Below are 23,989 nucleotides of genomic sequence, written 5' to 3' on the forward strand. Positions count from 1 at the left end.
GGGAACGGATATCACCTATCGGAAGATTGTGCTGTGTACTCGCTGGTTTGCCCACAGTCGCCGAACAACTTGCTTGCAATCGCCGTAACGACTGGCGGCGCTACCGAATTCCCGATTTGTTCGTAAACCCGATTCCGATTCGGATGAAGCTTGAAGTCGTCAGGAAACCCGCCGATCCGAGCAACTTCCCTGGCAGACAAGAACCGGAGTTCGGGCCAAATCACTTTCAGCGACTTCGTGACGGCGTAAATTTGGTAAGTCATGGTCGGGGCAGGTTTCGACGATCGAACCAAATAATCGCATTGATGGAGCTTACCTTGTGGATTCACCAACGGAATCCGGCCTTCCTTCGGAATCGGATCAGGAATCCGATCTTTGTGCTTGAAAGCCAGTTCTTCTCCATCGACGTCGTTTTCCAGAATCGCTTTGATCGGAACTCGGTCCATGTTGCCAATTGGAAAGTCGATATTCTTGCCCTCTCTTCTGGCAACGATGAACAACCGCTTTCGTTCTTGTGGAACTCCGAAGTCAGCGGCATTTAGAACGGAGAAACTGACGGCGTATCCTTCGTTTTCGAGAGCCGCCTTGATCGTGGCGAACGTCTTTCCTTGGTCATGTTTCAATAGAAAAGGAACGTTCTCAAGAAGCAATGTTGACGTCGAATGCTGCCGAGCCAACCAAAGTATACGACTAAACATGCCGCCACGATCGTCTTCGAAGCCGAGACGCCTGCCAGCGACCGAGAACGGCTGGCACGGGAACCCAGCCGTGATCATGTCGTGATCGGGCAGTTCTTTTATCTCGGTGACGTCGTTGCAAATCGGCGTGTCTGGGAAGTTGCTTTGGTAGACCGATCGGGCATTGGCGTCGATCTCACAAGCCAGAACGCAAGTTCCGAAATCCTTCAGACCGACATGGAAGCCACCAATGCCGGAAAACAAATCAACAAATCTAATGCATGAAGCCATGCATTAGATAGGGAGCGGATTGCTATTTTTGGCTCGGTAAGAACTATGTCGTCAAGCCCCACGCCGAAGGCGTGGGGCAATGTAAACTATGTGTATTCGTTCTCAAAATATGCAAGCTCATTGCCAATTGACGATAAGCCCTCGACTGCTGCACTAACTAAGTCCGGGAATCGGTCGGGATTTCCTCTCAGTTCAATCTGTTCAATCTCCGTAGACAACCTCCTTATATGATGTTCAATTGCGTTGTATAGTTCGTTGAGTTTACTGTGCTTGCTTTGAACTGTCGTCGATTTGAGTTCCGCTACGGTATCCGCTATTCCCCTTACGGTTGTGATAATCATATCGGCGTCTCGTCCATTTTCGTTCGATTCACGATTGTCGTCTTTGATATTCCGATCCAGCGTCGAAACAAATTGATATGCGATCAGCCAATTCGACCGAATCTTCTCAGCCGCAAACTTTTCGAGCGACCCTGTGAGACGTCCCAACGCAGATTCATGCACTCCCGCCAGTCGCTCCATTATCACTTCAGCGTGTGTTTCCTTCTGGTTGCCCCACTCAATCGCAAAAGCACTACCGGCAACTGGCATCGTCGATCTTTGATTCTTCGATTGGATGAGCATATCCAATAGCGACAAGTACGAAGAAACGAACATCAAATCCGATTGTTTCTGCAACTGCTCTCCAGAAACTTCTTGGGCTTTCGCCATCTTTGCATATTCGGCTCTCGCTCTTTCAGATTCATCCAACGCAAGCAACATCGCTTGACGTTGCTTCCTTAGCTCATAACGTTGAGCAAACAAGTTCAGGATCACAAAGCCGAAGGCAAGTCCGCTGAATAAGGCGTTGATAGCACCAAACGCATCGCCGATATATCCGGCTTTGTCTTTGACACCGAATACTAGAAGCGGCACGGCTCCAACAACGTATAATGCGAATACGATTGCAACCCACTTCCAGATTTCTCTTGTTGTAAGCCAGTCACCTTCCTCTTCGAGTTCGTTTCTGACACTGACTTCGATCGGCGATGGATTCGCAAGTTTATCTTCTTCGTCAGTCATTTGGGTTCCCGCTGTTCGGTCGAAGATTTGATTGGAAAAGGCAGTTCCAAGCCAATCACGAAGCCATTTCTTCAATACCTTCTGTCGCTACTCGATGCCGTGCGATTCGAACCATGTCGGCATCGATGTCGCAACCCACGAATTGACGTCCTTCGCCAACTTGCGAGACAGCAACGGCATTGGTTCCAGTTCCAAGGTGCGTGTCTACGATGAGATTCTCAGGATCGGAGAGCTTCAGAACGAGTTGTCTTGCGACCGGGAGCGATTGCTGCCAATCGCCATAGTCCTTTTCGATGCCGGGATTGTAAATCACATCGTCAAAATAATACTGTCGGTCTGGGTTTGGACTGAAGATCGGAACCGGACGCCAACGCTCAATATGGCCGGTCTTGTAATCTTTGCTTCCCGCTTTGAAGACAATTGCAATTGTCGTGAGATACGACAGGCTCTCGCCGATTGCTTGGCAGAACTCAGACAACCGAGACGTTCCGATATACGACGCAAAAAGCCCATCGGCCTTGAGCCACTTCTTCGCTTGTACTCCGAGTTCGGCCCAATCTTGGTAGTGCTCCTTGGACCATACAACGTCGGTCAAAAGCAAATCAACGGATTGCTGTTTGATTTTCAGCTTCCGCCAATCGGAATTTCGAATCGAGATATTCGGCGGCAGGTTTTTGACGTCTTCGATTTCTCGGAGTCGGCGCTTCCGTCTGGCTTCCGATGCAAAGCGCTTTGGCCTTCGGATGATTCCTTGAAGATCGTCTTTCATTTCTTCCAAATCCGGCGTGAGACTTTCAAATTCACGCTGGCTTTTTACAATGAGTCTCGCTCCTTTTCGCTTTCCGATCTTTCGACGAACACCATCCTTGCCAACCGTCGAGACGGCGGGCGGCAACTTATTCATTTGAATAAGTTCCTTTCTACGTCTGTTGATCGTCGGTTGGCTAACGCCGAACAACTCCGCTACCGTTGTCTCGGATAACTCGGGATTGGCAACGAGATAAATCTCGATCAGCTTGTTCCGCACTCGTCTCGGCAATTGCATCGGCCTTCGCCATAGATTCAAGTCGATGGCGAGAGCTTTCTTTTCGTCGTCGCTTAGTCCAATCCGAACGTCGGCTCCGGCCATCCAATCAATGCCAAGTTCCGTGCAGACGTCACGCCTTTCGTGGCCGTCGATCACTTGGCCGTATTCGTCGAGCACGATTGAATTCCGCAAACCAACCGCTTCGATGGAAGCTCGGAGTTCGGCACGTTCTTGCTTGGTTGCAACAGGAAAGATTCGATACTTGTCGCTCATGGAATGCTCGGTCGATCATAGATAAAGATATGAACGACAGTATTGAACAACTCCAGCGACGAATCAAGGAACTCGAACAACGGCTACGAATGCTCGAAGCCAAACTGAAGACATCAAGACTCGGTGAGAGCGGTCGAATCCGGCCCAAACTGACAGAATGGCAGACCATCTGGCGACCGGATAGGTTCTGTAAACCGGCGATGCCACGGGCCGTGGAACCTATGCTCGACACTTTTTGCGCATTGGTAAAAAAACGAGTGTGAAAATTGCTAGTTTTATTAGGTTTTGAGTCCGTAAATAAAGTATGTCGCTACTTCACACATTAGAAAACGTTGCCGATGAATTAGGCGTTGCTAGGCGTACAATCCAGCATTGGAAAACACAAGGCTGTGAGGAACTCAACCAAGCTCCTTACGATGTCGATGCCGTTGCACGATGGCGACGGAACCGCAAGAAATCAAAGAAACAAAAGCTGCAACCAAAGTCGAAGGCCGAAGCCGCAAGTCTAACTGAGCAACGACTTCAAGCCGACATCGAACTGAAGAAGGTTCGGAAGCGACTTCATGATTACGATTTGCAACTGAAGCAAGGAAAACTTGTTCTTGCCGAAGACGTCAAACACTCGCAAGCACGGCTTGCGAGTGAAATCAAGAAGCACCTTCTTCGCATTCCTGACAGTTACGCCGACAGCATTACGAATCTTCAGACGATAGCCGAAGCAAAAGAAGTCTTGGAGCAACTTGTTTTCGATACGTTGGCGTTGCTCAGTAAGGGGGAGGACTGAGCGAACTTGTTCCAAATGACGTCCGACAGAAAACGCTTGCCGAGTTGGAAGCCAACTGGCGCAGCGTCTTCACGCCACCGGAGAAGCTAACGGTTGCAGAATGGGCGGAACTGAAGTTGACATTGTCCGAACGTGAAACCGCAACGCCCGGTCCACTAAGGTTTTCAAGAACCCCGTACCTAACCGAAGTCGTCAATTCGATTGCCGATCCAAACACCGAACAAATCACGCTTTGTTGGGCCGCACAATGCGCCAAAACGATCGGCCTGTTTGTCATGATGGCCTACGGCATCGATGTCGATCCCGGCCAAATACTTTGCGTGTATCCGAATTCGGATTTGGCAAAGTCGGTTTCCAGGAACCGAATCCAGCCATTGATTGATGACTGCCGAACTCTCGCCAGACACAAACCGAACGACAGAGACAAGTTCTCTTTGCTCGAAATGTATTTGTCTCGTTGCACGCTACGGCTCACCGGTGCGAACAGTCCGGCGAATTTGGCAAGTCGTCCGATCCGCTATTTGTACGCCGACGAAATCGACAAGTTTCCAGCGGCAAGCGACAAGGAAGCCGGGGCTTTAGACTTAGCAATTGAGCGAACGAAGACTTTCTGGAATCGGAAGATCGTTTGCACAAGTACGCCAACGCTCGACACCGGCAACATTTGGCGACGGTTCTTGGAAGGCGACCAACGATACTTCTTCGTCCCTTGTCCTCATTGCTCGAAGAAGGCCGGGACGACGGCAGGCTTCCAGAAGCTAAACTTCGAGAATCTGAAGTTCGATTCTTCACTGAAGCACGACGACGGTAGTTACGATCTCGACGCTATTCGAGACTCGGTCTATTACGAGTGCCAATTTTGCAAAGGCAGGATTCTCGACAAACACAAAAGAAAGATGCTCCAGCTTGGCGAATGGCGTGCAACGGCGACTGGCAACCGACATCGAAGCTATCACTTGTCGGCGTTATATCCGTCATGGATTCGCTTCGCCGACGTCGCTATCAAGTTTCTGGAATCGAAAGACTACCCCGACAGCTTGCGGAACTTCAGGAACTCTTGGCTCGGTCTTCCGTGGCTCCGAGAAATCCATGCCACCGACGACTCGGAAGTCTTTGCTCACCGATCCGATTACAAACTTCGGACTTGTCCGGTTGAACCAATTGCCGTCGTCTTGACCGCCGACGTTCAACAGGATTCGCTTTGGTATGTCGTTCGGGCTTGGCTTCCAGGAGAAACGAGTTACCTTCTCGACTATGGCCAAGTTCCAAACACCGACGCACTTTTGAACGTCGTCGGCTCCGTATTTGACGGCCCCAATGGCGAACCAATCCGAATCACTCATGCCTTGATCGACTCCGGTTTCGATACCAAGGAAGTATACAACTTCTGTCGGTCCAATCGATTCATTCCCGTGAAAGGCAGAAGCGGAACGCAACAGACAACGCCTGTGAAATGGTATCCGATCAAAGGCGAGCATTTGAATCTTATGATGATTTCGGTTGACGTGTTCAAACAGGCTCTTCAAGACAAACTCGGCAAACCGCTTGGTTCGCCTGGAGCATGGCATTTGCCCGAAGACGTTTGCGGCATTTATGCCAGTCAGTTGACTAGCGAAGTTCTCGCCAAGAAGAAAGATTCAAAAGGCTTCGACGTTTATTACTGGGAAAAGGTTCGAGAAGACAATCACTTGCTCGATTGTGAAGTCTATCAGCTTGCTTTGGCTTACGATCTCAGATTGAGACAGCAACGGCCAACGGCTCCGAACGAAGTGAAGCCTAAGCCCAAACCGCAAGAATCAAGTTCGTCGGTAAATCCATTCGTCAGACGTGACGGCAGAAGCTTCTTCGACTTCGGGCGAATCTGACCCCACCGGCATAAATACAGTATGCCAGAATCAACACCCAAGGCGGACGCCGACGTACAATCAAAACCAAAAGCGAAGACTAAACCGGACTCCAAGCCTGCGCCAAAATCGGAACCAAAGAAGGCCGACTCCAAGCCTGCGTCAAAGAAACAAGAGCCAAATATAGAGCCAGTGAAGGAACCGGTAAGGAAACCAAAACCAAAGAAAAAAGAACCGATGCAAACTGAGTCCCACAAGCTCCGCTGCCCGCTTTGCGGCAGCGGAGCACGAATCACGAAGAGTAACTTCCGATCCTACTTCGGAAAATGCACGAAGTGTTCGCACTCTTTCAAAGTTGGCAGAGAACTCGGCTTTCCGAGTCAAGGAGTGAAATAACATGTCATATACTTCGAATTCCGCTGCCGACCGATTGGCGGCAGTGCGAAACGCTATCGACAAAGTTCTGTCGGTGCAATCTTTTAGCCGTGGCGAAATGCAACAACGGCTTGCCGAGTTGAAAACGCTCAGAGAAATGGAGAAGGAACTCCAGTCCGAAGTTGCCAGGGAGGGCCGCTCTGGCTTTGGTTTCTCGTTGCTTCAAGTCGATCGTCCCGGTTCGGCGGATTGATTCCGTTCGGTTGCGATAGCCTCTTTCGTCAAATAATCTCGTAGCTTCCCATGAGCACCTTACGAGGTTTGACTATGACGAAAGATAGCATTGAGTCCGAAGTTGCGAAATTGAAAAAAGAAGAAGAATCGCTACGCAACGAGATAAAATCGGAAGGCGACTGGTTTACGTGGGGCAAAGTCCTCGGATGTATCATTGGCGTTGCAGTTCTATGGGGAGTCGGTTGGCTACCGATACTGTACTTCAAAAGCATCGGAGAGGCTGGAACCTTCGGAGACTTGTTCGGATCAGTAAACGCATTATTCAGTGGTTTGGCTTTCGCCTTTGTTATTCTAGCATTGTTTGCGCAACGATATGACCTGAAGCAACAGAAAAGAGAATTGCGTCTAAGCTTGATCGAATCCCAACGAGCAAGAATCGAATATGAAAAAATGTCGGACGCTCAAGAAGATTCCTCTCGGTGGCAATTCATATCAGCATACCTAGCTTGCATAAACAGCCAGGCTGAGTCATATATCCGCCAATCAGAGGAAGAACGTAAGCTAAACATTCGGACTGCCGATTGGGATTATATGCGTTGCGAACTAAATTTGAAATCTACTCAATTGCTTGACGTCTTAGGCGATGAGGCGAAATCGTACATCAAGCTAAGGCCAGACACTGCAATCATTCAAATGAGGCGTTGTATTCAACGTGCGTTGCAACTGTTGCCTAACGACCCCACAAGATGTAGTGTTGGCCAGTTTGCTGGAATTGCGACGGCTTTAGGAAAGATCGCTCTCCAAGTCTCGGCAGCAGTAGCCAGTTTACCAGTAGAACGTATTGATGAATACATTGAGTCTCTCAGAATCGAAATTGAGAAGACATTTCGAGAAATTACCGACGATATTTCGATGCTTATGAGCAACACTAAACATGCCGACAATCACAATGAACTTCCTCCAGTAGCCAATCGATTATCTGAAATGTTCCGACATGCTAATCAGTTGGTATATGACTTTCATGAATACATTTACGAACTGGAAGATGAAGATGACTACAGTTTATGAGCTTGTTCTCTCATTGGCATTGTGAGACAACAACAATGTCCATTCCCAGCCCCTATATAGGGCATGGAGAATCCGCACGAACTTATCAATCAACTCAATCGCTTGTCAAAGCTTGCCGCAAGTAACATTGCCGAGCGGCAACTCGAAGCTGGAAAGTTAGACCGCACAACAGCAAGCTGGGCCGCTCAAGCTGCGGCAGGAGACATATCAAGGGTTGACGTAATCCAAAGATTACGTCAACGAGCTTGGTATGAATTTCGAAACAACATGTACGCCAATAAGGCGGTGCGTGCAATTGTTTCACGTTTGATCGGCAATGGCGTTAGTCCTGAATCAATTGCCGTCAATCCGCAAGGCGAACCGCTTGCCGAATTCCGCACCAAAGCCAGAAAGCTTTGGGATCGATTCTGCCGTGAACCGTCCGATCTCGGCAGGCCGGGACGGGGTGGAATTACATTCCATGAATTGTCGGCACAAGTTCTTACTGAAGTCATTTGTTCCGGTGAATGCTTTCTTCGTCTACGGCGAATCTCGAAGGAAGAACAGGCGGCAAGGAATCTTCGGCTCCCGCTCACGATTCAAGTGATTGAAGCCGAACGAGTTTCCGAAGCGGCGATTATGACCGAGCCGACGAAGGATGGAACGGTTATCTTCAGGGGAATCGAACTCGACGCCGATACCGGAAAACGGCTGGCGTATCACGTTTATTCTCGGCATCCGAATCATCCGCTTGGCGATTCTCGCAACTATAAGACGGTTAGGATTCAAGCCGACGAAATCTTGCACGTCTACGTTCAGCAACGACCGTCGCAACTTCGGGGTTTTTCTTGGCTCTCGCCCGTATTGCTGAATTTGAGAGACATCAACGACTATCAATTCAACGAACTCGTTGCTTCCGCTGTGAGTTCCTGTATCGCTTTGGCAATCACAAGGGAACCGACGTCGGGCAGTCTCGGATTGCAGGCGACGACAGGCGGCGACAATACGGATTCGGACGGGAACGCCATCACTCGAATTCAACCGGGAACGTTGCTGCAATTGAATCCAGGCGAAAAGCTCGATGGCTTCGACCCGAATCGACCGGCCAAAGCTGCCGAGAACTTCATCAACCACTTGCTCCGTGGCGTTGCTGCCGGTCTGCCCGGCGTCAAGTCGTCTCAAATCACTGGCGACTATCGAGCCAGTTCCTTCAGTTCCGAGCGATCCGCCGAGAACGACATCATGCCGGAAATCCAGTCTTTGCAAAACTGGTTCTATATGTCCGCACATCAACCGATCTATGAAGCCGTAATCGATACCGGAGTCATGGCGGGATACTTCGGCAATGTTCCAAACGATCAAAGCGGCGACTTGTGTTTGTGCGATGCCGTATGGCGGGGACCGGTTTCGAAGTCGATCAATCCCAACCAAGACGAGAACGCCAGTATGGGAGCGATCAAAAACGGAACTAGCTCGGCACAAATCGAAGCCGCAAGGAAGGGGCACGACTGGCGCAAAGTGATCGAAGAAAACGCCGAAGTCTACAAGGCCGCTATCGACGCCGGTTTGCCGGAATCCTATGCCATGAATTTGATCGGCGTCGGTGTCTCTCCGGTTGATACTCAAGACGAAGAAACGCTTGAAGCAAAATCTGTCGCAACCGCACTAGATACAGGCGATGGATAAGTTATGTGAAACCCTACCGAAGGAACTTGAAGTCCGAACGTTTCACGTTCGGACTAATGGCAATCGAATCGAAGCCATAGCGACAACGGAGTCCCCGGTTCCGATGTTCGATTATGAGAGATACGAAGTCGTTCCAGAAACGCTTCTGATGTCTGGCGTCGATTTGCCTGAACGTATTCCTTTGTTGGATTCGCATAACAGAGACCGAGTCAAGGATATACTCGGCTCGGCAAGAAACCTTCGGATCGAAGGTGACAAGCTCATTCTTGATATCGACGTTTCAAATACGGAAGCAGACGTCAAGAAGAAGATCGACGAAAAACACATTACCGACTTGTCGATTGGCTATTCCGTACTGAAGAAACTTTATGTTCCCGAAGACGAAACAGCCATGATTGACGGTCGGGCATTTTCCGGCCCAATGAATGTCGCAACTCAGTGGGAGTTGCGAGAAGTCTCACTAACCCCAATCGGAGCCGACCAATTAGCGAAAATTAGAAAGCAACAACACGGAGGAACCTTGGCTAAGGAAGAAACCAAGAATCAAACAAAGCCGGAGAATGAACCGGAAGCAAACAACACAAGGAGTGAAACCAAGAAGGAAGAAACTCCCAAGGTAGAACAACCAAAAGCCGAAGAACGACAGGAGGCAACAAAGCCCCGCAAGCGATCGGCAACACAAAGAATCAATGACTCGGTTCAAAAGGCGTTGAAAGAACAGCGTGATCGATTCGCCGCAATTCGTAACGAATGCAAACGTCACGGAATCGAAGCCGACGCCGACGAACTTTGCGAGAAGTACGAATCCGTCGCCGAAGCAAGAGCGGCGATTCTCGACATTCTTGCCAAGCGTGCTCCGACAATTAGAACCGACTATGTTCGTTTCGGCGCATCCGAAGTCGATAAGACTAACGATGCCATGCGTGACGGTCTGGCGGTTCGTTGCGGTCTGAAGAAGACCGACGAAAAGGAGCTTGCTCCAGGCTGGCAGGATTTCCGAAACGCTACCTTGCTCGATTTGGCGAAAGCGAATCTTGAACGCAACGGCGTTCGTGTCCGTGGCTTGAGCAATCACGACATCGCAACCCAAGCCTTGACCGGTTCGGTTCGTGGCGCTGATTACGGTTTCCACACTGGAGCCGACTTCACAAATCTTTTGCTTGACGCTGCAAACAAGTCGTTACTTCAAGGTTACGAAGAAGCTCCGGTGACTTGGCGACAATGTTTCCGCCAAGCTCCGAGCGTATCCGACTTCAAAGCGATCAACCGTGTTCGTCTTTCCGAAGCTCCGTCGCTCGATGTTTGGCCGGACAACTCCGAGCCGAATCAACTGAGTCTTTCCGATCAAAAGGAAAGTTACAACGTCGAAGCTTACAGCAACATCATTTCCATTTCTTATCAGACATTGGTGAATGACGATCTCGACGCTTTGAGCCGTGTTCCTCAGTTGCTCGGTGCGGCAGCCGCACGAACTGTGAACGCAACGGCCTGGGCAATCATCACCAGCAATCCGGCAATGGCGGACGGTTACAACTTGTTCGACAACACCAATCACGCCAACGACGTGAGTTCGGGCGGCGTTCCAGGTACAACTGAGTTGAACACAATGCGAGCGAAGTTGAGAACTCAAACCGGAATGAACGGTGCAACTCTCGGCTTGGTTCCGAGATACCTTGTCGGTCCAGCGGCATTGGAAAGTAGCATTCTGCAAATTACGAATTCAGAATACGATCCGACCGCAAGCAAGTTCCAGGTTTTCAATCCGAACAGAAACTTGGTTCCTGTGATCGAACCGATTCTTGATTCCAACTCGACGAAGAAATGGTATTTGTTCGCCGATCCTTCTCAAATCGACACGATTGAAGTTTCGTTCTTGCAAGGACAGGAAAGCCCGATCATTCGAAGTTGGACTGATCAGAAGACTTTGAGCATGAACTTTCATGTTTTGCAAAGCTTTGGAACGAAAGCTGTAGACCATAGGGGCGTCCATCGAAATGCGGGTGAATAATGCAAGCGAAAATTTTGGCTACCGACTCTACTAGATAGAGCAGGCTGTGTAGCCAAAAGGAAAAATTTGTATTCCTTGATGAATCCTTGATTATCCAAACCCCGTCGCCATTCGGCGACGGGGTTTTTCTTTTCATCCCAAATATAGTCACTGGTCCTGGCTCTTTAGAACGACCTTTATCTCTCTGAGGTTCGAACGTATACTGAATGAGTTCTCAACAAGATCGATAAACGCACTCACAGCTTGACCAGTAACAAGAAGCAAAAATCCCGCTACAAAGAGATAAACTGAACTTGCAATAGACTGCACTAATATCAAGCCGCCACCTTCCTTGACCTTTGCGGCGGCAGCAAACCCAAGTACAAGATAAATCAATGCGCATATAATGCTTATTTTCGACAGCACCTCAAGTATTGAGATATATCGCATAATCTGCGGATAGCGTTCTTCTTCTTCACCTTCTTCTTCTCCTTCGGACTCCGCATCATTCGAGGTACTCGATAGCATCCAGCGATCTCTGTATGTAATCCAATCGTCTAACCCAGCCTGAAGAACCAGATCGTCGAGTTTCAACTTCTTTTCTCGGTATAGCTTTGAGAGTGTGCCGGTTGAAACAGGCCCCTCAACAACTCCCGTCGTACTGTTTGAGTAAAACCAAAGGTCAGTGTCCACGTCTTCTGTAGCAAACTCCAAGCCCTTTACCCGACTGGCCGGGTTCCAATCCTCATCAAGAAATTTGCGTATCAATGTAGACTGCTGAATCGCACCATATCGTGCGAGGCTCTTCAACGTTTCACTTCCGAAGGGGCCAAATTGACGACCCTCTTTGTCTTGATAACACCAATCAGTTGCCATATGAAAACTTTCTATGACTCGTCGTTTTGTTTAGAAGCTTCTCGTATACCGTACTGACTGACCTAATGCAATCACAAGAAGAATGTTTGGGATATCCGAACAGTGTGGATTTTTATTGCAATTCGCCTAGATACAAAGCCGACTCGCTCAAGCAATTTTGCGGCAGAAAGCAAGGAAGCCAAGAGTTAGCAACAAACATTATTCGTTCAGAAATGAACGCTAAATAGAAGGAATAAAAACTATGGGAACAGCAAGAGTAGATTGCTACAAAGACGACTTCTTCGGCGGAAGGAGCTTTAGCGGAACCGCAGACGCAAACGGTTGGAAGGTTGAAGACGTTTCTTCGGCTGGAAATCCGACATATGCTTGTCTCGATGGCGAACCGACCGGTTCGGTACAGTTGGGTATGGACGCAACTTCAGAAGCCCAATCGGTCGCTCTCACGCATGGCGACGTTTTGAGCTTCGACATTGATTCCATTCAACGTGTCACCTATCGGGCAAAGGTTCAGAACGTTGACGCCGTAACTACGGTCGTGCTCGGCGTGGCTGGCGATCACAATGCGACGATTGATTCAATTGCTCAAAACGCTTGGTTCAAGATTGAAGGCTCCGGTTCGACGTCTTCGGTCGTCGTGGAAACCGACGACGGATCGACCGACAACGACGACGTTGCCACCGGTCAAACGTTGGCGAATAGTTACAAAGAAATGGTAATTGACTTGTCGCATGGCAAGAGTGACGTTCGGTTCTATATCGACAACGGCAACGGACAATTGAGACGAGTTGCAAGTACAACGACTTTCGATATGTCTGGTTATAGCGGAAGCCTGCAACCTTACATGAGAGTTGCAAAGGCAAGCGGAACTGGAACGCCGAGTGTTGAAGTCGATCTTTGTGAGATTTCGTATAAACGAAACTAAACCGTAGGACTTGGAAATCCCCTCGGTTAGCAGAACCCCCGCCAGCATCGCTGGCGGGGGTTCTTGTTGTGCATGGAACGACAAAGCTTTGTCTTCGATCAACAGAACCCCGTCGCCAAAGGCGACGGGGTTTTTGCAATGACCGAGACTAAATACGGTATATGGCAAACCTTGAAAACATAATCACAGATGCACGAAGCGTCATTCTCGATACGGACATGCAGGCCGAAGAAGTGACCTATACGCCTTCGGGCGGAGGCGGTTCCACGATCACGGCTATCGTGCTTCGACATGAATCGATCGGTCTGCAAGTCTATGAAGACGGCTCTATGGAGACGCTTCAAAGAACCGTTCTTTGCAGTTCCGCCGATGTCTCCGACATCAAGAAAGGCGATACGTTCACGATCGGCGGCGACGTCTTCTTCGTCTCGGCTTCGCCCGATTCGGACGGATTCGGTTGGATTACTGTTGAAGTCGAACGAACAATCGGCCATGAAAAAAGCGGTTCGAACTATCGCATTCGGAGGAACTAAACGATGCCGATCAATCCGAGTGGGATTCTATCGACGCCAGCCGACAAGCTTGCCGAACTCGTTTCCGAATCATCGACGTTTCAATCTTGGGTTTCCGCCGACGACGCAACTGAAGCTCTTGATTCCGTCTTTATTCAGGCTCGCTCCGCTTCGGGCGACGGCGAATACTCCCGACCCTTTGCGTTGATTTACTTCGAAGGCTTTTCCAATGGCTTGAACCGCTACGCCAACGGAACCTTGTACTTGCTCTTGGAAGCCGACGTCACGGAATCGACGCATCAAGACTCGGCGTATGAGTTCACGAACCAAGCCGGTGCAATTGTCGCCGAAGTCATGGCCGGAAGTTACGCAGGCGGAAAGCTGTTTATCCGTTCGATCAACTCAGCGGTTCCGCCCCAACGAGCCGATTTCAACGAGAGCGAAGATTACATCCAACAATACTATTCGATCGATTACGGATTGGACTGAGAACGGATTCCGATGATTACATTTCAGACGTATATCAAGAAGAAGAAACCCGCCGACATCATGCAACGAGAATTCAACGCTCTCGTTCGGGAAGCATTGATCGAAGCGGCAGAATTCTGGATCAAAGAATTTTTACCATTGCACTTCGAATCGTCTGCCGTTCGTCGCTACGGATACGCCGCACGGAAATCGTATTACAACAAACTGAAACGCCGGGCACGAATGATCTTGAAGCCGGGAACGGCGCAACAATACGTTCCCGCTCCGAAACCGCCCGGTCCCTTAGTTTATACCGGTGAGTTGAAGAAGGAAGTTCTTTCCCGACCGGTATCAGCTTTCAAGATCAAGGCAACGGCGACTGGCAAGAAGCAAAAGGTTCGTGTTCCCGTTCGAATTCCGCACCCAATCAATCCGAAGAACTCGGGCGAATTGACGAAGCTTGTCAACGAAGAATTGAAGATGATGCACAGGGTTGCAACGGAAGCATTGAAAGAGCGACTTGCTAAATGGCAAGCCGAGTCGAGAGAACAAATCTCAGCGTAGCCCACTAGATAGAAGTAGCTTGCAAGCAACTCTCTAGTGAGGAACTCTAACTAATGTCTATTGGAAACGTTTACACAATCGGTTCGGTCTACGGCCTTGATGGTACGGGCGGATCGAACTTTGAACTGCACGGCGTCGATAACTTGAGCATCGATCCCGGCGTTCAGGAAATCTTGGAATCCGCTGCCGGGCAACCTGATCCGTCTTACGTAGCGACCATGAGCAACGAAGCCATGATCACATTCACGGCGTCTGACATCGCAACCGCTCTCGGTAACATCGACGCTTTGGCCGGTCTATCGGTTGTCTCTGGCGCAACCAACGAACAACTCGAATGCTACTTCACCAAAATGGCTTCTAACGGAACAAGAAGCGATGGAACGAGTCACCTAAAAGTGACTTTGAACAAAGCACTTGTCGTCCCAAGAACTCTCACGGCTCGGCAAGGTGAGAAGGCAACATTGGACGTTGAAGTTCACGGCATATATGACGGTTCAAATAATCCATTCGTTTATACCGATACAGTGTCTTTGCCCGATACGCCAAGTCTCGATGAAATGTTCACAGTCGGCAAAGCGACGATCAACGGAACCGATCTCGACGGCATCACTGGCTTGACTGTTGACTTCGGTCTAACGGTTCAAAAGGAAATGAGCGACGGCGACGTTTGGCCTACCTTTGCGGCAATCACAACAAGACAACCGAGAATTGAACTCACAACAAGAGAAGCGGTTTCGCTCTCAACTTTCGGCCTTGCGGGAACGGCGCAAACATCTTCGGCAACTGCCGTCTATCTTCGCAAGATTGCCGAACAAGGAACGAGAGTCGCCGACAATACTGCCGAGCATATCAAGATTAGTCTATCGAGTTCGCAAGGCATGATCTCAGTCGGGCAAACTGGCGGAAGCAACAATGCTCCAAGTGATTGTACTGTCGTCATACGACCGGTTGCTGGTAGTTCGGCAATCATGACTGTTTCGACCGCTTCGGCAATTACATAAGGGGCAGAATGAACCGAGTCATTCCAAGCAGTTTGGAGAAGTTCCTAGCCGTTCGTGCGATCGACGAAGACCAAGCTGCCGAGATTATCGAAACATACAAGAGAACTGGGCACGTCGAAATATACGGCTCGGCGTGGGGTGAGAAACCGAAGGCATCAAGACCGAAGGACACTCCAGCCGAGCCGGTGACGGCTCCTACAAAGTCCGTGCCAGCGCCGGGAATGCCAACGATTGCGGACGTCGAACCAGTATCCGAAGAATCGAGATACGACGGCGTGATGATGGTTACGGTCAACTACTGAGATTACTGTCTGTGCAGAAGCCAATAAATATCCGGCCAAGTCGGTTGGAAATCAGGCATCAACCCCCGACGCCATGCAAGCGACATTAGGAATCGGCTTGTGTGGCTCTTTTTTTTTGAGCTTCGATCTCGGCTTGAATGTCTCGGAATCCGAGAGTTACCGAAATGATTTCGGAAACGTTGTCGGTCGTCAGCAAATTGAGACAATCTAACGAACATTCCATCAAGCCGACTCGGTAGTTCAATCTGAGAATCAGACAGGCGAACAAATACATTTCCGAGAATCCGGCAGCGGTTTCCGACGTCGCCATATCAAACCATTTCGCACCTTCGGCAACGAGTTCTTCATATTGTGGTGCAATCTCCAAATTCGGGATTCCTTTGCGGACTCGGTAGCCCAACGGCAACGTCGTATACGCCGCATGAATGACCGGAATCCTGTAAAGCTCTCCGTCGTTCAATTTGACTTCATGGCCTTGCATCATGTCCGGCCTTTGCAAGTCCGAAGGCTTCGGTCTTCTTCCGTTCTCGAATCCGACATAGTACGGAATCGATCCGTCGTCGGCTTCGACGGCGTTCCATGTTTGGTTTTTGGCATAGTATCCGGCGATGGCTTCGGTTCCGCCTTTCGGCGGATGGACCGAGATTATCATGCCGCTCTTGTTATGCGGTCCCCGTTGGGCGAAGACATGGCTCCAAGTTGCATCGTATAAAATGCTTCGCAAATCTTCGGGCAACTTGTCGTATGCCTTGCTTGGTAGTACGTCGGTATCAGGAACAAAGTAAAGGAATCCGCTCATATAGTTTTCTCCAGTTGATTCATAAATAGATAGAGTCAACCGGAGAAATTATTATATGCCAAGCTCAGAGCAACTCGTCTTTGAAGGCGACTCTACAAAAGTCATTCAGGCTATCAAGCAAGTCGTCGATGCCGAAGAAAAGCTCAAGAAAGAAATCAAAGCGACTTCCAAGGCCGCTAAGGAAGGCAACGACGAAGCCTTTGAAGCTTGGCAACGGCAAAAGTCCGAACTTCGTAAAGTCGGTCGGGAACATGCACGGCTTCGGGGCGAACTCGATAAGCTCACGAACGAAACAGAAGAATACGGCGAGAAAGGCGAGAAGGCCGGTCTATTGATCAAAGGCGTTCTTGTTGGCGGCGTTGCTATTGCCATCAAACGAATCGTCGATCTTCAGGCCGAATACAACAAAGAACTTGCCGAGTCGGTACGGCGACAAGACGAAGTTGGCAGAAAGCTCCGAGTTCAGGCTCTCTTGTCGGACGAAGAATATCAGAAACAGATTCTTCCTAGAGTTGGACGAGCGGCCAACCGTTCCGCTGTCAGTTTGGAAGAAGCCCAAACCGTTGCGACCGAATTGATTTCGCAAGGCTTCAGCAAAGACGAAGCGACCGGTTCGGCGTTGGAAGAACTTTTGCTTGGAGCCGTTGCCACGAATACCGACGACAAGCAAGCCTTCGCAACGGCAATCGCCGGTTTCATCAAATCACAGGGACGTGAACTCAACCAAGAAAACGTTCGTGACGTCACGATTCCGCTGGCGGCATTGTTCCAGGGGACAGCGATCCAAGGACAGGATTTGACGTCATTGGCACAAATTGGCTCCTTGATGAAAGAATTCGGCGTCTCTCAGCAAAGTGGCTTTGCGGCTTTCGATGTCTTGAAAGACATCGGAAACAATCAACCGGAGAAGGCAGCGACGGCGCTTCGGAACATGGTTTCGATTATGTCCACCGCCAAAGCCGACAAGAACATTTCGGCGGTTCTCGAAGAAATCGGTGGACCGGAGTTAGCCGACAGAATCGACTTGGTCGGTGAGAACTTCCCAACGGCATTGGCGAATCTTGCCGAAGCCTTGAACACGCTCGACGAATCTTCGAAGAAACAAGCCTTGTCGAAAATCTTCGGTCGTGAAGTGTCGGCTCCAGCCGCAACTTTGCTCGGTAATCTCGACAAGTTTGGCGGATTGCTGGAGTTGCAACGATCCGACGCAGCAACCGGAACCTTTCGTCAGCTTGTTGAGAAGGGAACTTCCGGTGTCGGTGCAAGACAGACACGAATCGCCAACGACAAAGCTATCCGAGAGTTCCGCCAAGGCCAGGAAGCCGAAGAACGAGAAGCCGTCGCTCAGTTGATTGAAGAGCGAATGTTGGCGACCGGTTCGACACCGCACCAAGCTGGAATCATGAAGGGGGCATTCCTAAAGCTCGGCGCAACGACAGACATTTTGAATTCGGGCGGATTCATTGACGAAAGAAACGTTGGCGAATTGCTCAATAAAATTCCCGGCCTGAATCAAGACGACCGAACCGCCATCTTGCAAAAGCTCGGTCGTTACAAAGGCGGAACCCGAGTTGATACTTCGAATTTCTTTGGTAATGGCCGCTTTAGTTCCGACGATTCCAAGCGAACCGGAGACGCTACTTTTTCACCGTTCTTCATGAATGAAGAAGGCAAACCGATCTTCGACAACTCACAAGTTCCGAAGCTTGGCGGAACTGAAGGCAGCGGACGGAAGATCGACTTCACGAACCTTGGGGCCGACGCCGCACTTCAGTCTTTGGAAACAAGGCTCAAGGAAGCACAGCTTGAGAAAAAGAAGTTGGAATTCGAACTTGAAGAAGCCAAGAAGCCGCAAGCCGTAATCGATCGGCAAACCAAACAATTCGACCGCATGATTGAGCTTCTCGAAATCCAAATCAGTGAAGCCCAACTAAAGAAACTTAGAAATAGGAACGCCAGCGAATGACAGAATATATCGGCTCAAATGCATTCATCCGGTTGACCGGAGACGTTCAGCCGCAACAAACCCAACTCCAAGATATTACTCGTCCAAGCGTCAGCGGTTCGGCTTGGCGACGGCTCGGAACAAGAGGCAATGAGTTTGAACTCGAAGGCGTCGTTGATGTCGCCAATGCTTCGGCAGCGAATTCATTGATTACAGCTTACAAATCCACGGTCGGAACCATCGTCTCGGTTCAGATTAGAGGCAACACTTATGCGAACTATCTGGTGTTGGACTCGACGATCACCGAGAGAAGGCAGGCCGCCAACGCAGTTGGCGGCGAGAATGGCGGAACATGGATCGTTCGCAGCCGTTGGAAGCTCAGATACGCAGGAACGCCAGCCTAATGACAGTCACGTACGAAAAACCGGTTCGGATTGACGAAGCGACGTTCCGCTTGAATTTCTCCAGCGACGTCGATACGCCGGTCACGTTCCGCATCTTCAAGGATCGAAGGCTTGTCGAGACGCAAGTTTCAAGCTCCGGTTCCGGTGAATTCTTTCTTTCAGTCGGCGTTGGTGAATCGCCTTTCGTGGAAGTTCTCGACAAGAATTGCGATATCCCGCAAATTGCTTTTAGCGGTTCGATCTATTTGAACTGGCTGGCCGTCAGCGGAGCCGCAAGCTATGTCGTCGCCGAGTACGTTTCAAGTTCTTGGATCGACCGAGAAACAATCTTAGACAATGGCGAAGGCGTATTCTTATATCGAACTCGCTGGCTCGAAGACGTCACGACGCACCAATACCGAGTGACGCCGGTTGATTCGGCTGGCAACGAAGGGACTCCGCTCACGTTCTCGATTTTCATGGTTCGACATCCCGACGTTCCGAACGTCTCATATACCTACGATTCCGGCTCGGTAACGATTGCAGCGGTCTGAAATTCTGCCGGTGAAACTCTACATACAGTAACTAACTTTTGAGGTTACTGTATGGCTGAAACACATTCCATGAGTGATTACCTAGAGAACGCTCTAGCGAATCACGTTTTTCGGGACTCGTCCTATACCAAGCCGACTGTCCTGGCGATTGCTCTCTGTAAGTCGGCACCAAGTTCGTCAGACGATGGAACGAGCATCGACGAAGTTGCCGACTCATATGCCTATGCACGGCAATCGCTGAATCCGAGCAATAGCAACTGGAGCGATCCGACAGCCGGAACGCAAGGACAAGTCACGAACTCCAGCGAAATCGCCTTTCCGCAAGCCAGCGGCGGCAGTTGGGGAACTGTGACGCATATTGCGATTTGCGACAGCGCAACGCATGGGGCCGGAAACATGCTTTTCTATGGCGAACTCGACACAAGCGAAACAATCAACGACGGCACGACGTTTAGTTTCCCCATTTCAAATTTGTCAATCCAATTCGATTGATCGAACGTAAAAGTCGTGCCGTTTTTTTTGAAGCGTACTCCATTAGTCCATCTAAGGAGTACAACTATGAAAAGACGAAAACTAAGCAAGGACACCAAAGCCGAGATTGTAAAGAGATTTGTGAGCGGCGAACGGTCAATCGACATCGCAAAAGATTTGAATTGTGGGAAAACTACAGTTTACAGAATAGTTCGTGAAGCTGGCATTCAGCCCTCTAGTTTGGAAAGAGAACGCACAGGCAGAGGGCAAGGCGTCAAGCGTTTCAATGAAAGAGAAACACAAGAAGTGATTGCCGAATACCAAGCTGGAGGAACTTGCAAGTCAATTGCAACAAAGTACGAATGCTGCGGAAGAACTATAGCAAATACACTGAATAGAAATGGTATTGAACTTCGCAATCGTGGGGCGGTCTGGAATGAAGTTCCAGAAGAAACGCAACAAGAGATTGTCAGGAAGTATCAAGAAGGATCGTCAATACAAAGCCTTCACAAAGAACACAATCTTACAACAAGGAATGTCAGTCGAATTCTTCTGGCAAACGGCTTGAAGATACGACATCGGATGGCGAAAGCCGAACGACATTGGAATTGGAAAGGCGGACGCTTGTTGCAGAATCAAGGATACATACAGTGCCTTGTCAGACGAAACGACCCGCTCTTTTGTATGGCAAATTGCTCCGGTTATGTTCTGGAACATCGGCTTGTAATGGCAAGGCATCTTGGAAGACCGCTCGAAAGTTGGGAGTCAGTTCACCATATTGACGGCGACAGAACTAACAATCATATCGACAACTTGCAATTGAGAAGCGGAAAACATGGCTCCGGCGTCAGTTGCCGTTGCCGTGAATGCGGATCAAAGAATATCGAGTTTGAAGAACTCGACTAAAGGAAACTAACTTATGCCAATTGAAATCAATCCAAGCTGGGATTCAAGTTGGACCGCAACGAGTATCAACGCTAGTACGATCTCGGATTCTAGCTCTGCGACGACGGCGGCAATTGACAACGACGACAAGAGCGGAACCGAAGTTTCGATTACTGTTGCTTACGATGGCACGGCTTCCGATCCGGTTACGGTTTATTTGCTCAAGGACGTTGACGGTACAAACTATGAAAGCGAAGACGACAAGCCATTCGGCTTCCAAATGCCGGTTGCGGCAAGTATGACGCATCGAAGAACCTTCTTTGTATGCGGTGAATCCGTCTCGAAATTCAAAATCAAAATTGTCAACGATTCCGGCGACTCGGTTACGGCGACAGTCAGATACAAACAAATGACAATCGAGAATGTGAGTTCCTAATATGGTCGAACTATACCCGGTCTGGAATAGTGAGTGGACAACTAGCAGTGTAGCGTCTGAGAGTCTGGAGCACGACGATACGACTTTGTCCGAAGCAATCGACAATGACGGCGTGACAGGCACCGAGCTTTTTCTATGGATCAACTATGGCGAAGGCAATCCACTCGATTCGGCTTGTGTGGTCAAGATTCTTCGGGACGTTGACGGCACGAACTACGAAAGCGAAGACGACGCCCCCTATACGTTCTGCCTGCCGATCGGGTACGCCGAAGCCATTGACACTAGCGAAACGACAAACACTCGAAGCCAGCTTGTCTTTGTCGATTCTCGAAGAGCTTCCAAGTTCAAAGTTCATGTTACGAACAGAACCGGAGGCGACGTTATTGTGAGTTTGTACTATCGAACTGTTTCACTACACAAGGAGAATTCCGCATGATTATTGCCGATTGGCAAAGCTCCGAGACTATCGACACGCTTACGATTACGAACAACGACTTTGACGACGGTTCGACATATAGCGACGACGGAACGACCGACGAGATAACCCTATACGACGGAGCCGATTCATTCACAGGAATGGAAGTTGGTGTCACGGTTCAATACAACGGTTCGACGTCATTCATTCGTGGACCGCTTCGGTGCTGGATTTCCTACGAGACACCGACCGTTAGCGGTGCAAGCTTCACTGACTAACTAGACGAGACTGAAGCCATATACTTCAATGGTTCTCCGAGTTCAACATATCGCAAAGTGATCCCGTTCAACTCTCAGTATTCAGGACGAAAGATCAAGTTGTTCTTCCGCAATCAAACCACCGGAAGCGTATCGATCACAGTCACTCGGCGATTCGTCAAGACCGCATCAAAATAGCAATATGAGAATTTTACTAATCGACGATCGGATTCCTATGCCGCAGTTCGGCGCAGGATTTCCAAGAGCATACAAGCTTCTTCTGACTCTTTCGGAGTTGGGGCACGATATTCTCTTTCTGCCCACCGCCAGGGACGCAAGAGAAATGCCGCTCAACAAAGATGCTTTGGCACGTCACCGAATCCAAGTTGTGAGGGAACCGAGACAGGCCGACGTCGCTATTCTTTCCAGACCGCACAACGCCTATCGGTATATGCCCAAAGTCTACGGCAGAATGCCCGCCATATATGACACGGAAGCGCTTTGGTATCGTCGGTTCGATCTTCAAGAATCGATCACAGGAAAGCTTCCAGGCTGGGCGACACGGTACGATGAAATCGGCCTTTGCCGTTTGGCGTCGATGGCGTGGGTTGTGAATTTGGAAGAAGCGGCCATCTTGCAAGCCAATGGAGTTGCCGACGTTCGACTTGTTCCCCATTGTTTGGAGCCGATTCGAGAAGGTTTGCCATTCAGCGAACGCAAAGGCTTCTTGTTTGTGGGCGGAAAGATGGAAGCGGACAGTTCGAACGAAGACGCTTTGTTCTGGCTCCAAACCGAAGCTTGGGAGAATCTATATCAGCAAATCCGGCAACGGCTGGCCGTTGCCGGGAAACTCGAAACCGAACGAGTCAAAGGATTTGAAGGCGTCGATTTGCTCGGCTTGGTTCCGAAGCTAGAGCCGTTGTACCAAGGCCAACGAGTCTTCCTGGCTTCGACGAGATTTGCCACGGGCATACCTTGGAAAGTTCACGAAGCGATGGCGAACGGAATTCCTTGCGTGATTTCGCCTTTGCTTGCCGGTCAACTGAAGGCCGATCACGGCGTTCACTGTCTCGTTGCGGATAGTCCCGAAGACTGGGCGGAACTCTCGGCCAAGCTCCACGACAACGAAGAACTATGGAATCGAATTCGAGAAGGCGGATTCTCTCTAATCGAGAGAGATTGCAAGCCTGAAGCCTTCAAACAGACGATTGTGGAATCACTGGCCGATTTGAAACGAAATCTGTTCCCAGTTACGAACCACTCGAAATAGAATCGATTCATAATCGACAACGGCCTTCGGATAGAACTCTTGCCAAGCCAGTCGGATTGGGTGCATATCCGTCTTTCCCCGCTCGATGAGTTCAACGGCACGATTCAGAAATTGCCGTAGGAATGTCGTCCTGCCGATAAAAGTGCCCGATCCCGGCGAACGGCGTTCGTATCGCCAAGCTCCAGGAACGTAACGTTCGAATGCACGGTGCCGATTCTCTCCACCATCGCCGACAGCAATGAAGACCGCTTCCGCTGTGAAGTGTCTTTGATAGTCGGCAAGTAGCTGCCGTGGACTTCGCACGAATACCGAATCCGCCGAATCGGAAATGAGCACGAATTCTGTTCCAACACGATCGACCAACTTTGCCGCCGTCGTTAGCTTGTGGATTGACAGATACTTGGTTTTACCTTGGAGCGAGTTCAAGACCGGTTGGCCGTATCGTCTACATGATTCTTCGAACGTTCCCAACGTCGGCATATTGTCGTTGGGAACGTTCGACGTGATGCAAGTTAGCTTCGATTCGGGCTCTGGCGTGACTTGTTCGGTATCCATGATCTCCAAGAAGCCGGGAAGTATTATTCTCTTCGCATCGACTGAGAAATGGATAAGGCTCGGAAACGTCCGGCTTTCAAGGCTGGTA

27 protein-coding genes are annotated in these 23,989 nt (G+C 49.7%); 21 read left to right on the forward strand and 6 right to left on the reverse strand.

Annotated features, from left to right (window positions below; genetic code table 11):
- Positions 1–11: 11 nt before the first annotated feature.
- The 3 genes from G6R38_RS04775 to G6R38_RS04785 all read right to left on the reverse strand — a co-directional run bounded on the left by G6R38_RS04775 (position 12) and on the right by G6R38_RS04785 (position 3,329).
- Entirely contained in the window at positions 12–968 is a 957-nt protein-coding gene (locus G6R38_RS04775) for a DNA cytosine methyltransferase (protein ID WP_261345355.1), read from the reverse strand.
- An 86-nt stretch (positions 969–1,054) separates the two neighbouring features.
- Complete coding sequence (locus G6R38_RS04780) at positions 1,055–2,029, reverse strand: hypothetical protein (protein ID WP_166820505.1); 975 nt, start codon at positions 2,027–2,029, stop codon at positions 1,055–1,057.
- A 55-nt stretch (positions 2,030–2,084) separates the two neighbouring features.
- On the reverse strand, positions 2,085–3,329 hold the full coding sequence (locus tag G6R38_RS04785) for a ParB/RepB/Spo0J family partition protein (protein WP_166820506.1): 1,245 nt from the start codon (positions 3,327–3,329) through the stop codon (positions 2,085–2,087).
- Between the two features lie 304 nt (positions 3,330–3,633).
- Between G6R38_RS04785 and G6R38_RS04790 the strand changes: the two genes are divergently transcribed.
- The 6 genes from G6R38_RS04790 to G6R38_RS04815 all read left to right on the forward strand — a co-directional run bounded on the left by G6R38_RS04790 (position 3,634) and on the right by G6R38_RS04815 (position 11,307).
- Positions 3,634–4,113, forward strand: coding sequence for a terminase small subunit (locus tag G6R38_RS04790; protein WP_166820507.1), 480 nt, complete (start codon positions 3,634–3,636; stop codon positions 4,111–4,113).
- 44 nt (positions 4,114–4,157) lie between these two features.
- A complete protein-coding gene (locus G6R38_RS04795; protein WP_166820508.1) occupies positions 4,158–5,978 on the forward strand; it encodes a terminase gpA endonuclease subunit in 1,821 nt (606 codons plus the stop codon).
- A gap of 376 nt (positions 5,979–6,354) precedes the next feature.
- The gene (locus G6R38_RS04800) at positions 6,355–6,585 is read left to right on the forward strand and encodes a peptidylprolyl isomerase (protein WP_166820509.1); all 231 of its coding nucleotides are present in this window, start codon (positions 6,355–6,357) and stop codon (positions 6,583–6,585) included.
- A 74-nt stretch (positions 6,586–6,659) separates the two neighbouring features.
- A complete protein-coding gene (locus G6R38_RS04805; RefSeq protein ID WP_166820510.1) occupies positions 6,660–7,634 on the forward strand; it encodes a hypothetical protein in 975 nt (324 codons plus the stop codon).
- Positions 7,635–7,697: 63 nt separating this feature from the next.
- On the forward strand, positions 7,698–9,299 hold the full coding sequence (locus tag G6R38_RS04810; RefSeq protein WP_166820511.1) for a phage portal protein: 1,602 nt from the start codon (positions 7,698–7,700) through the stop codon (positions 9,297–9,299).
- Complete coding sequence (locus G6R38_RS04815) at positions 9,292–11,307, forward strand: phage major capsid protein (protein WP_166820512.1); 2,016 nt, start codon at positions 9,292–9,294, stop codon at positions 11,305–11,307. Before G6R38_RS04810 ends, G6R38_RS04815 begins: the two co-directional genes overlap by 8 nt.
- Before the next feature lie 147 nt (positions 11,308–11,454).
- Here the strand turns inward: G6R38_RS04815 and G6R38_RS04820 are convergent, their stop codons facing one another.
- Positions 11,455–12,162 carry a DUF4339 domain-containing protein gene (locus G6R38_RS04820; RefSeq protein WP_166820513.1) on the reverse strand — a complete coding sequence of 236 codons (708 nt, stop codon included), beginning with the start codon at positions 12,160–12,162 and terminating at the stop codon, positions 11,455–11,457.
- Between the two features lie 241 nt (positions 12,163–12,403).
- Here G6R38_RS04820 and G6R38_RS04825 point away from each other — a divergent pair, with 241 nt between their 5' ends.
- The 6 genes from G6R38_RS04825 to G6R38_RS04850 all read left to right on the forward strand — a co-directional run bounded on the left by G6R38_RS04825 (position 12,404) and on the right by G6R38_RS04850 (position 15,931).
- Positions 12,404–13,084, forward strand: coding sequence for a hypothetical protein (locus tag G6R38_RS04825; protein ID WP_166820514.1), 681 nt, complete (start codon positions 12,404–12,406; stop codon positions 13,082–13,084).
- 161 nt (positions 13,085–13,245) lie between these two features.
- Positions 13,246–13,617, forward strand: a complete 372-nt coding sequence (locus G6R38_RS04830) for a head-tail joining protein (protein ID WP_166820515.1) — start codon at positions 13,246–13,248, stop codon at positions 13,615–13,617.
- Between the two features lie 3 nt (positions 13,618–13,620).
- Positions 13,621–14,085, forward strand: coding sequence for a hypothetical protein (locus tag G6R38_RS04835; protein ID WP_166820516.1), 465 nt, complete (start codon positions 13,621–13,623; stop codon positions 14,083–14,085).
- Positions 14,086–14,097: 12 nt separating this feature from the next.
- A complete protein-coding gene (locus tag G6R38_RS04840) occupies positions 14,098–14,628 on the forward strand; it encodes a hypothetical protein (protein ID WP_166820517.1) in 531 nt (176 codons plus the stop codon).
- Between the two features lie 53 nt (positions 14,629–14,681).
- The gene (locus tag G6R38_RS04845; RefSeq protein WP_166820518.1) at positions 14,682–15,629 is read left to right on the forward strand and encodes a hypothetical protein; all 948 of its coding nucleotides are present in this window, start codon (positions 14,682–14,684) and stop codon (positions 15,627–15,629) included.
- Between the two features lie 8 nt (positions 15,630–15,637).
- Positions 15,638–15,931 carry a hypothetical protein gene (locus G6R38_RS04850; protein ID WP_166820519.1) on the forward strand — a complete coding sequence of 98 codons (294 nt, stop codon included), beginning with the start codon at positions 15,638–15,640 and terminating at the stop codon, positions 15,929–15,931.
- An 85-nt stretch (positions 15,932–16,016) separates the two neighbouring features.
- Here the strand turns inward: G6R38_RS04850 and G6R38_RS04855 are convergent, their stop codons facing one another.
- Positions 16,017–16,730: a hypothetical protein gene (locus G6R38_RS04855; RefSeq protein ID WP_166820520.1), complete on the reverse strand. Its 714-nt coding sequence runs from the start codon at positions 16,728–16,730 to the stop codon at positions 16,017–16,019.
- Between the two features lie 55 nt (positions 16,731–16,785).
- On the opposite strand from G6R38_RS04855, the gene G6R38_RS04860 reads away from it, so the two are divergent.
- The 9 genes from G6R38_RS04860 to G6R38_RS04900 all read left to right on the forward strand — a co-directional run bounded on the left by G6R38_RS04860 (position 16,786) and on the right by G6R38_RS04900 (position 23,346).
- Positions 16,786–18,696: a phage tail tape measure protein gene (locus tag G6R38_RS04860; protein ID WP_166820521.1), complete on the forward strand. Its 1,911-nt coding sequence runs from the start codon at positions 16,786–16,788 to the stop codon at positions 18,694–18,696.
- Complete coding sequence (locus G6R38_RS04865; protein WP_166820522.1) at positions 18,693–19,079, forward strand: hypothetical protein; 387 nt, start codon at positions 18,693–18,695, stop codon at positions 19,077–19,079. The genes G6R38_RS04860 and G6R38_RS04865 overlap by 4 nt, the downstream gene beginning before the upstream one ends.
- The gene (locus tag G6R38_RS04870; protein WP_166820523.1) at positions 19,079–19,612 is read left to right on the forward strand and encodes a hypothetical protein; all 534 of its coding nucleotides are present in this window, start codon (positions 19,079–19,081) and stop codon (positions 19,610–19,612) included. The genes G6R38_RS04865 and G6R38_RS04870 overlap by 1 nt, the downstream gene beginning before the upstream one ends.
- A gap of 69 nt (positions 19,613–19,681) precedes the next feature.
- Positions 19,682–20,104: a phage tail fiber protein gene (locus tag G6R38_RS04875; RefSeq protein ID WP_166820524.1), complete on the forward strand. Its 423-nt coding sequence runs from the start codon at positions 19,682–19,684 to the stop codon at positions 20,102–20,104.
- Between the two features lie 66 nt (positions 20,105–20,170).
- Complete coding sequence (locus G6R38_RS04880; protein ID WP_166820525.1) at positions 20,171–20,989, forward strand: HNH endonuclease; 819 nt, start codon at positions 20,171–20,173, stop codon at positions 20,987–20,989.
- Between the two features lie 13 nt (positions 20,990–21,002).
- Complete coding sequence (locus tag G6R38_RS04885; RefSeq protein WP_166820526.1) at positions 21,003–21,404, forward strand: hypothetical protein; 402 nt, start codon at positions 21,003–21,005, stop codon at positions 21,402–21,404.
- Position 21,405: 1 nt separating this feature from the next.
- The gene (locus G6R38_RS04890; protein WP_166820527.1) at positions 21,406–21,840 is read left to right on the forward strand and encodes a hypothetical protein; all 435 of its coding nucleotides are present in this window, start codon (positions 21,406–21,408) and stop codon (positions 21,838–21,840) included.
- Positions 21,837–22,097: a hypothetical protein gene (locus G6R38_RS04895; protein ID WP_166820528.1), complete on the forward strand. Its 261-nt coding sequence runs from the start codon at positions 21,837–21,839 to the stop codon at positions 22,095–22,097. The genes G6R38_RS04890 and G6R38_RS04895 overlap by 4 nt, the downstream gene beginning before the upstream one ends.
- A gap of 322 nt (positions 22,098–22,419) precedes the next feature.
- On the forward strand, positions 22,420–23,346 hold the full coding sequence (locus tag G6R38_RS04900; RefSeq protein WP_166820529.1) for a glycosyltransferase family 4 protein: 927 nt from the start codon (positions 22,420–22,422) through the stop codon (positions 23,344–23,346).
- On the opposite strand, the gene G6R38_RS04905 is transcribed toward G6R38_RS04900, so the two are convergent.
- A complete protein-coding gene (locus G6R38_RS04905; protein ID WP_166820530.1) occupies positions 23,293–23,901 on the reverse strand; it encodes a hypothetical protein in 609 nt (202 codons plus the stop codon). The two genes, G6R38_RS04900 and G6R38_RS04905, sit on opposite strands and share 54 nt — an antisense overlap.
- Positions 23,902–23,989 lie beyond the last annotated feature (88 nt).

This window comes from Thalassoroseus pseudoceratinae (assembly GCF_011634775.1).
Taxonomy (GTDB): Bacteria; Planctomycetota; Planctomycetia; order Planctomycetales; family Planctomycetaceae; genus Thalassoroseus; species Thalassoroseus pseudoceratinae.

Bases quoted from the DNA above. Each gene is read 5' to 3' on its own strand.
- G6R38_RS04775 (WP_261345355.1), bottom strand. From the start codon at position 968: ATGGCTTCATGCATTAGATTTGTTGATTTGTTTTCCGGCATTGGTGGC.
- G6R38_RS04780 (WP_166820505.1), bottom strand. From the start codon at position 2,029: ATGACTGACGAAGAAGATAAACTTGCGAATCCATCGCCGATCGAAGTC.
- G6R38_RS04785 (WP_166820506.1), bottom strand. From the start codon at position 3,329: ATGAGCGACAAGTATCGAATCTTTCCTGTTGCAACCAAGCAAGAACGT.
- G6R38_RS04790 (WP_166820507.1), top strand. From the start codon at position 3,634: ATGTCGCTACTTCACACATTAGAAAACGTTGCCGATGAATTAGGCGTT.
- G6R38_RS04800 (WP_166820509.1), top strand. From the start codon at position 6,355: ATGTCATATACTTCGAATTCCGCTGCCGACCGATTGGCGGCAGTGCGA.
- G6R38_RS04805 (WP_166820510.1), top strand. From the start codon at position 6,660: ATGACGAAAGATAGCATTGAGTCCGAAGTTGCGAAATTGAAAAAAGAA.
- G6R38_RS04810 (WP_166820511.1), top strand. From the start codon at position 7,698: ATGGAGAATCCGCACGAACTTATCAATCAACTCAATCGCTTGTCAAAG.
- G6R38_RS04815 (WP_166820512.1), top strand. From the start codon at position 9,292: ATGGATAAGTTATGTGAAACCCTACCGAAGGAACTTGAAGTCCGAACG.
- G6R38_RS04820 (WP_166820513.1), bottom strand. From the start codon at position 12,162: ATGGCAACTGATTGGTGTTATCAAGACAAAGAGGGTCGTCAATTTGGC.
- G6R38_RS04825 (WP_166820514.1), top strand. From the start codon at position 12,404: ATGGGAACAGCAAGAGTAGATTGCTACAAAGACGACTTCTTCGGCGGA.
- G6R38_RS04830 (WP_166820515.1), top strand. From the start codon at position 13,246: ATGGCAAACCTTGAAAACATAATCACAGATGCACGAAGCGTCATTCTC.
- G6R38_RS04835 (WP_166820516.1), top strand. From the start codon at position 13,621: ATGCCGATCAATCCGAGTGGGATTCTATCGACGCCAGCCGACAAGCTT.
- G6R38_RS04840 (WP_166820517.1), top strand. From the start codon at position 14,098: ATGATTACATTTCAGACGTATATCAAGAAGAAGAAACCCGCCGACATC.
- G6R38_RS04845 (WP_166820518.1), top strand. From the start codon at position 14,682: ATGTCTATTGGAAACGTTTACACAATCGGTTCGGTCTACGGCCTTGAT.
- G6R38_RS04850 (WP_166820519.1), top strand. From the start codon at position 15,638: ATGAACCGAGTCATTCCAAGCAGTTTGGAGAAGTTCCTAGCCGTTCGT.
- G6R38_RS04855 (WP_166820520.1), bottom strand. From the start codon at position 16,730: ATGAGCGGATTCCTTTACTTTGTTCCTGATACCGACGTACTACCAAGC.
- G6R38_RS04860 (WP_166820521.1), top strand. From the start codon at position 16,786: ATGCCAAGCTCAGAGCAACTCGTCTTTGAAGGCGACTCTACAAAAGTC.
- G6R38_RS04865 (WP_166820522.1), top strand. From the start codon at position 18,693: ATGACAGAATATATCGGCTCAAATGCATTCATCCGGTTGACCGGAGAC.
- G6R38_RS04870 (WP_166820523.1), top strand. From the start codon at position 19,079: ATGACAGTCACGTACGAAAAACCGGTTCGGATTGACGAAGCGACGTTC.
- G6R38_RS04875 (WP_166820524.1), top strand. From the start codon at position 19,682: ATGAGTGATTACCTAGAGAACGCTCTAGCGAATCACGTTTTTCGGGAC.
- G6R38_RS04880 (WP_166820525.1), top strand. From the start codon at position 20,171: ATGAAAAGACGAAAACTAAGCAAGGACACCAAAGCCGAGATTGTAAAG.
- G6R38_RS04885 (WP_166820526.1), top strand. From the start codon at position 21,003: ATGCCAATTGAAATCAATCCAAGCTGGGATTCAAGTTGGACCGCAACG.
- G6R38_RS04890 (WP_166820527.1), top strand. From the start codon at position 21,406: ATGGTCGAACTATACCCGGTCTGGAATAGTGAGTGGACAACTAGCAGT.
- G6R38_RS04895 (WP_166820528.1), top strand. From the start codon at position 21,837: ATGATTATTGCCGATTGGCAAAGCTCCGAGACTATCGACACGCTTACG.
- G6R38_RS04900 (WP_166820529.1), top strand. From the start codon at position 22,420: ATGCCGCTCAACAAAGATGCTTTGGCACGTCACCGAATCCAAGTTGTG.
- G6R38_RS04905 (WP_166820530.1), bottom strand. From the start codon at position 23,901: ATGGATACCGAACAAGTCACGCCAGAGCCCGAATCGAAGCTAACTTGC.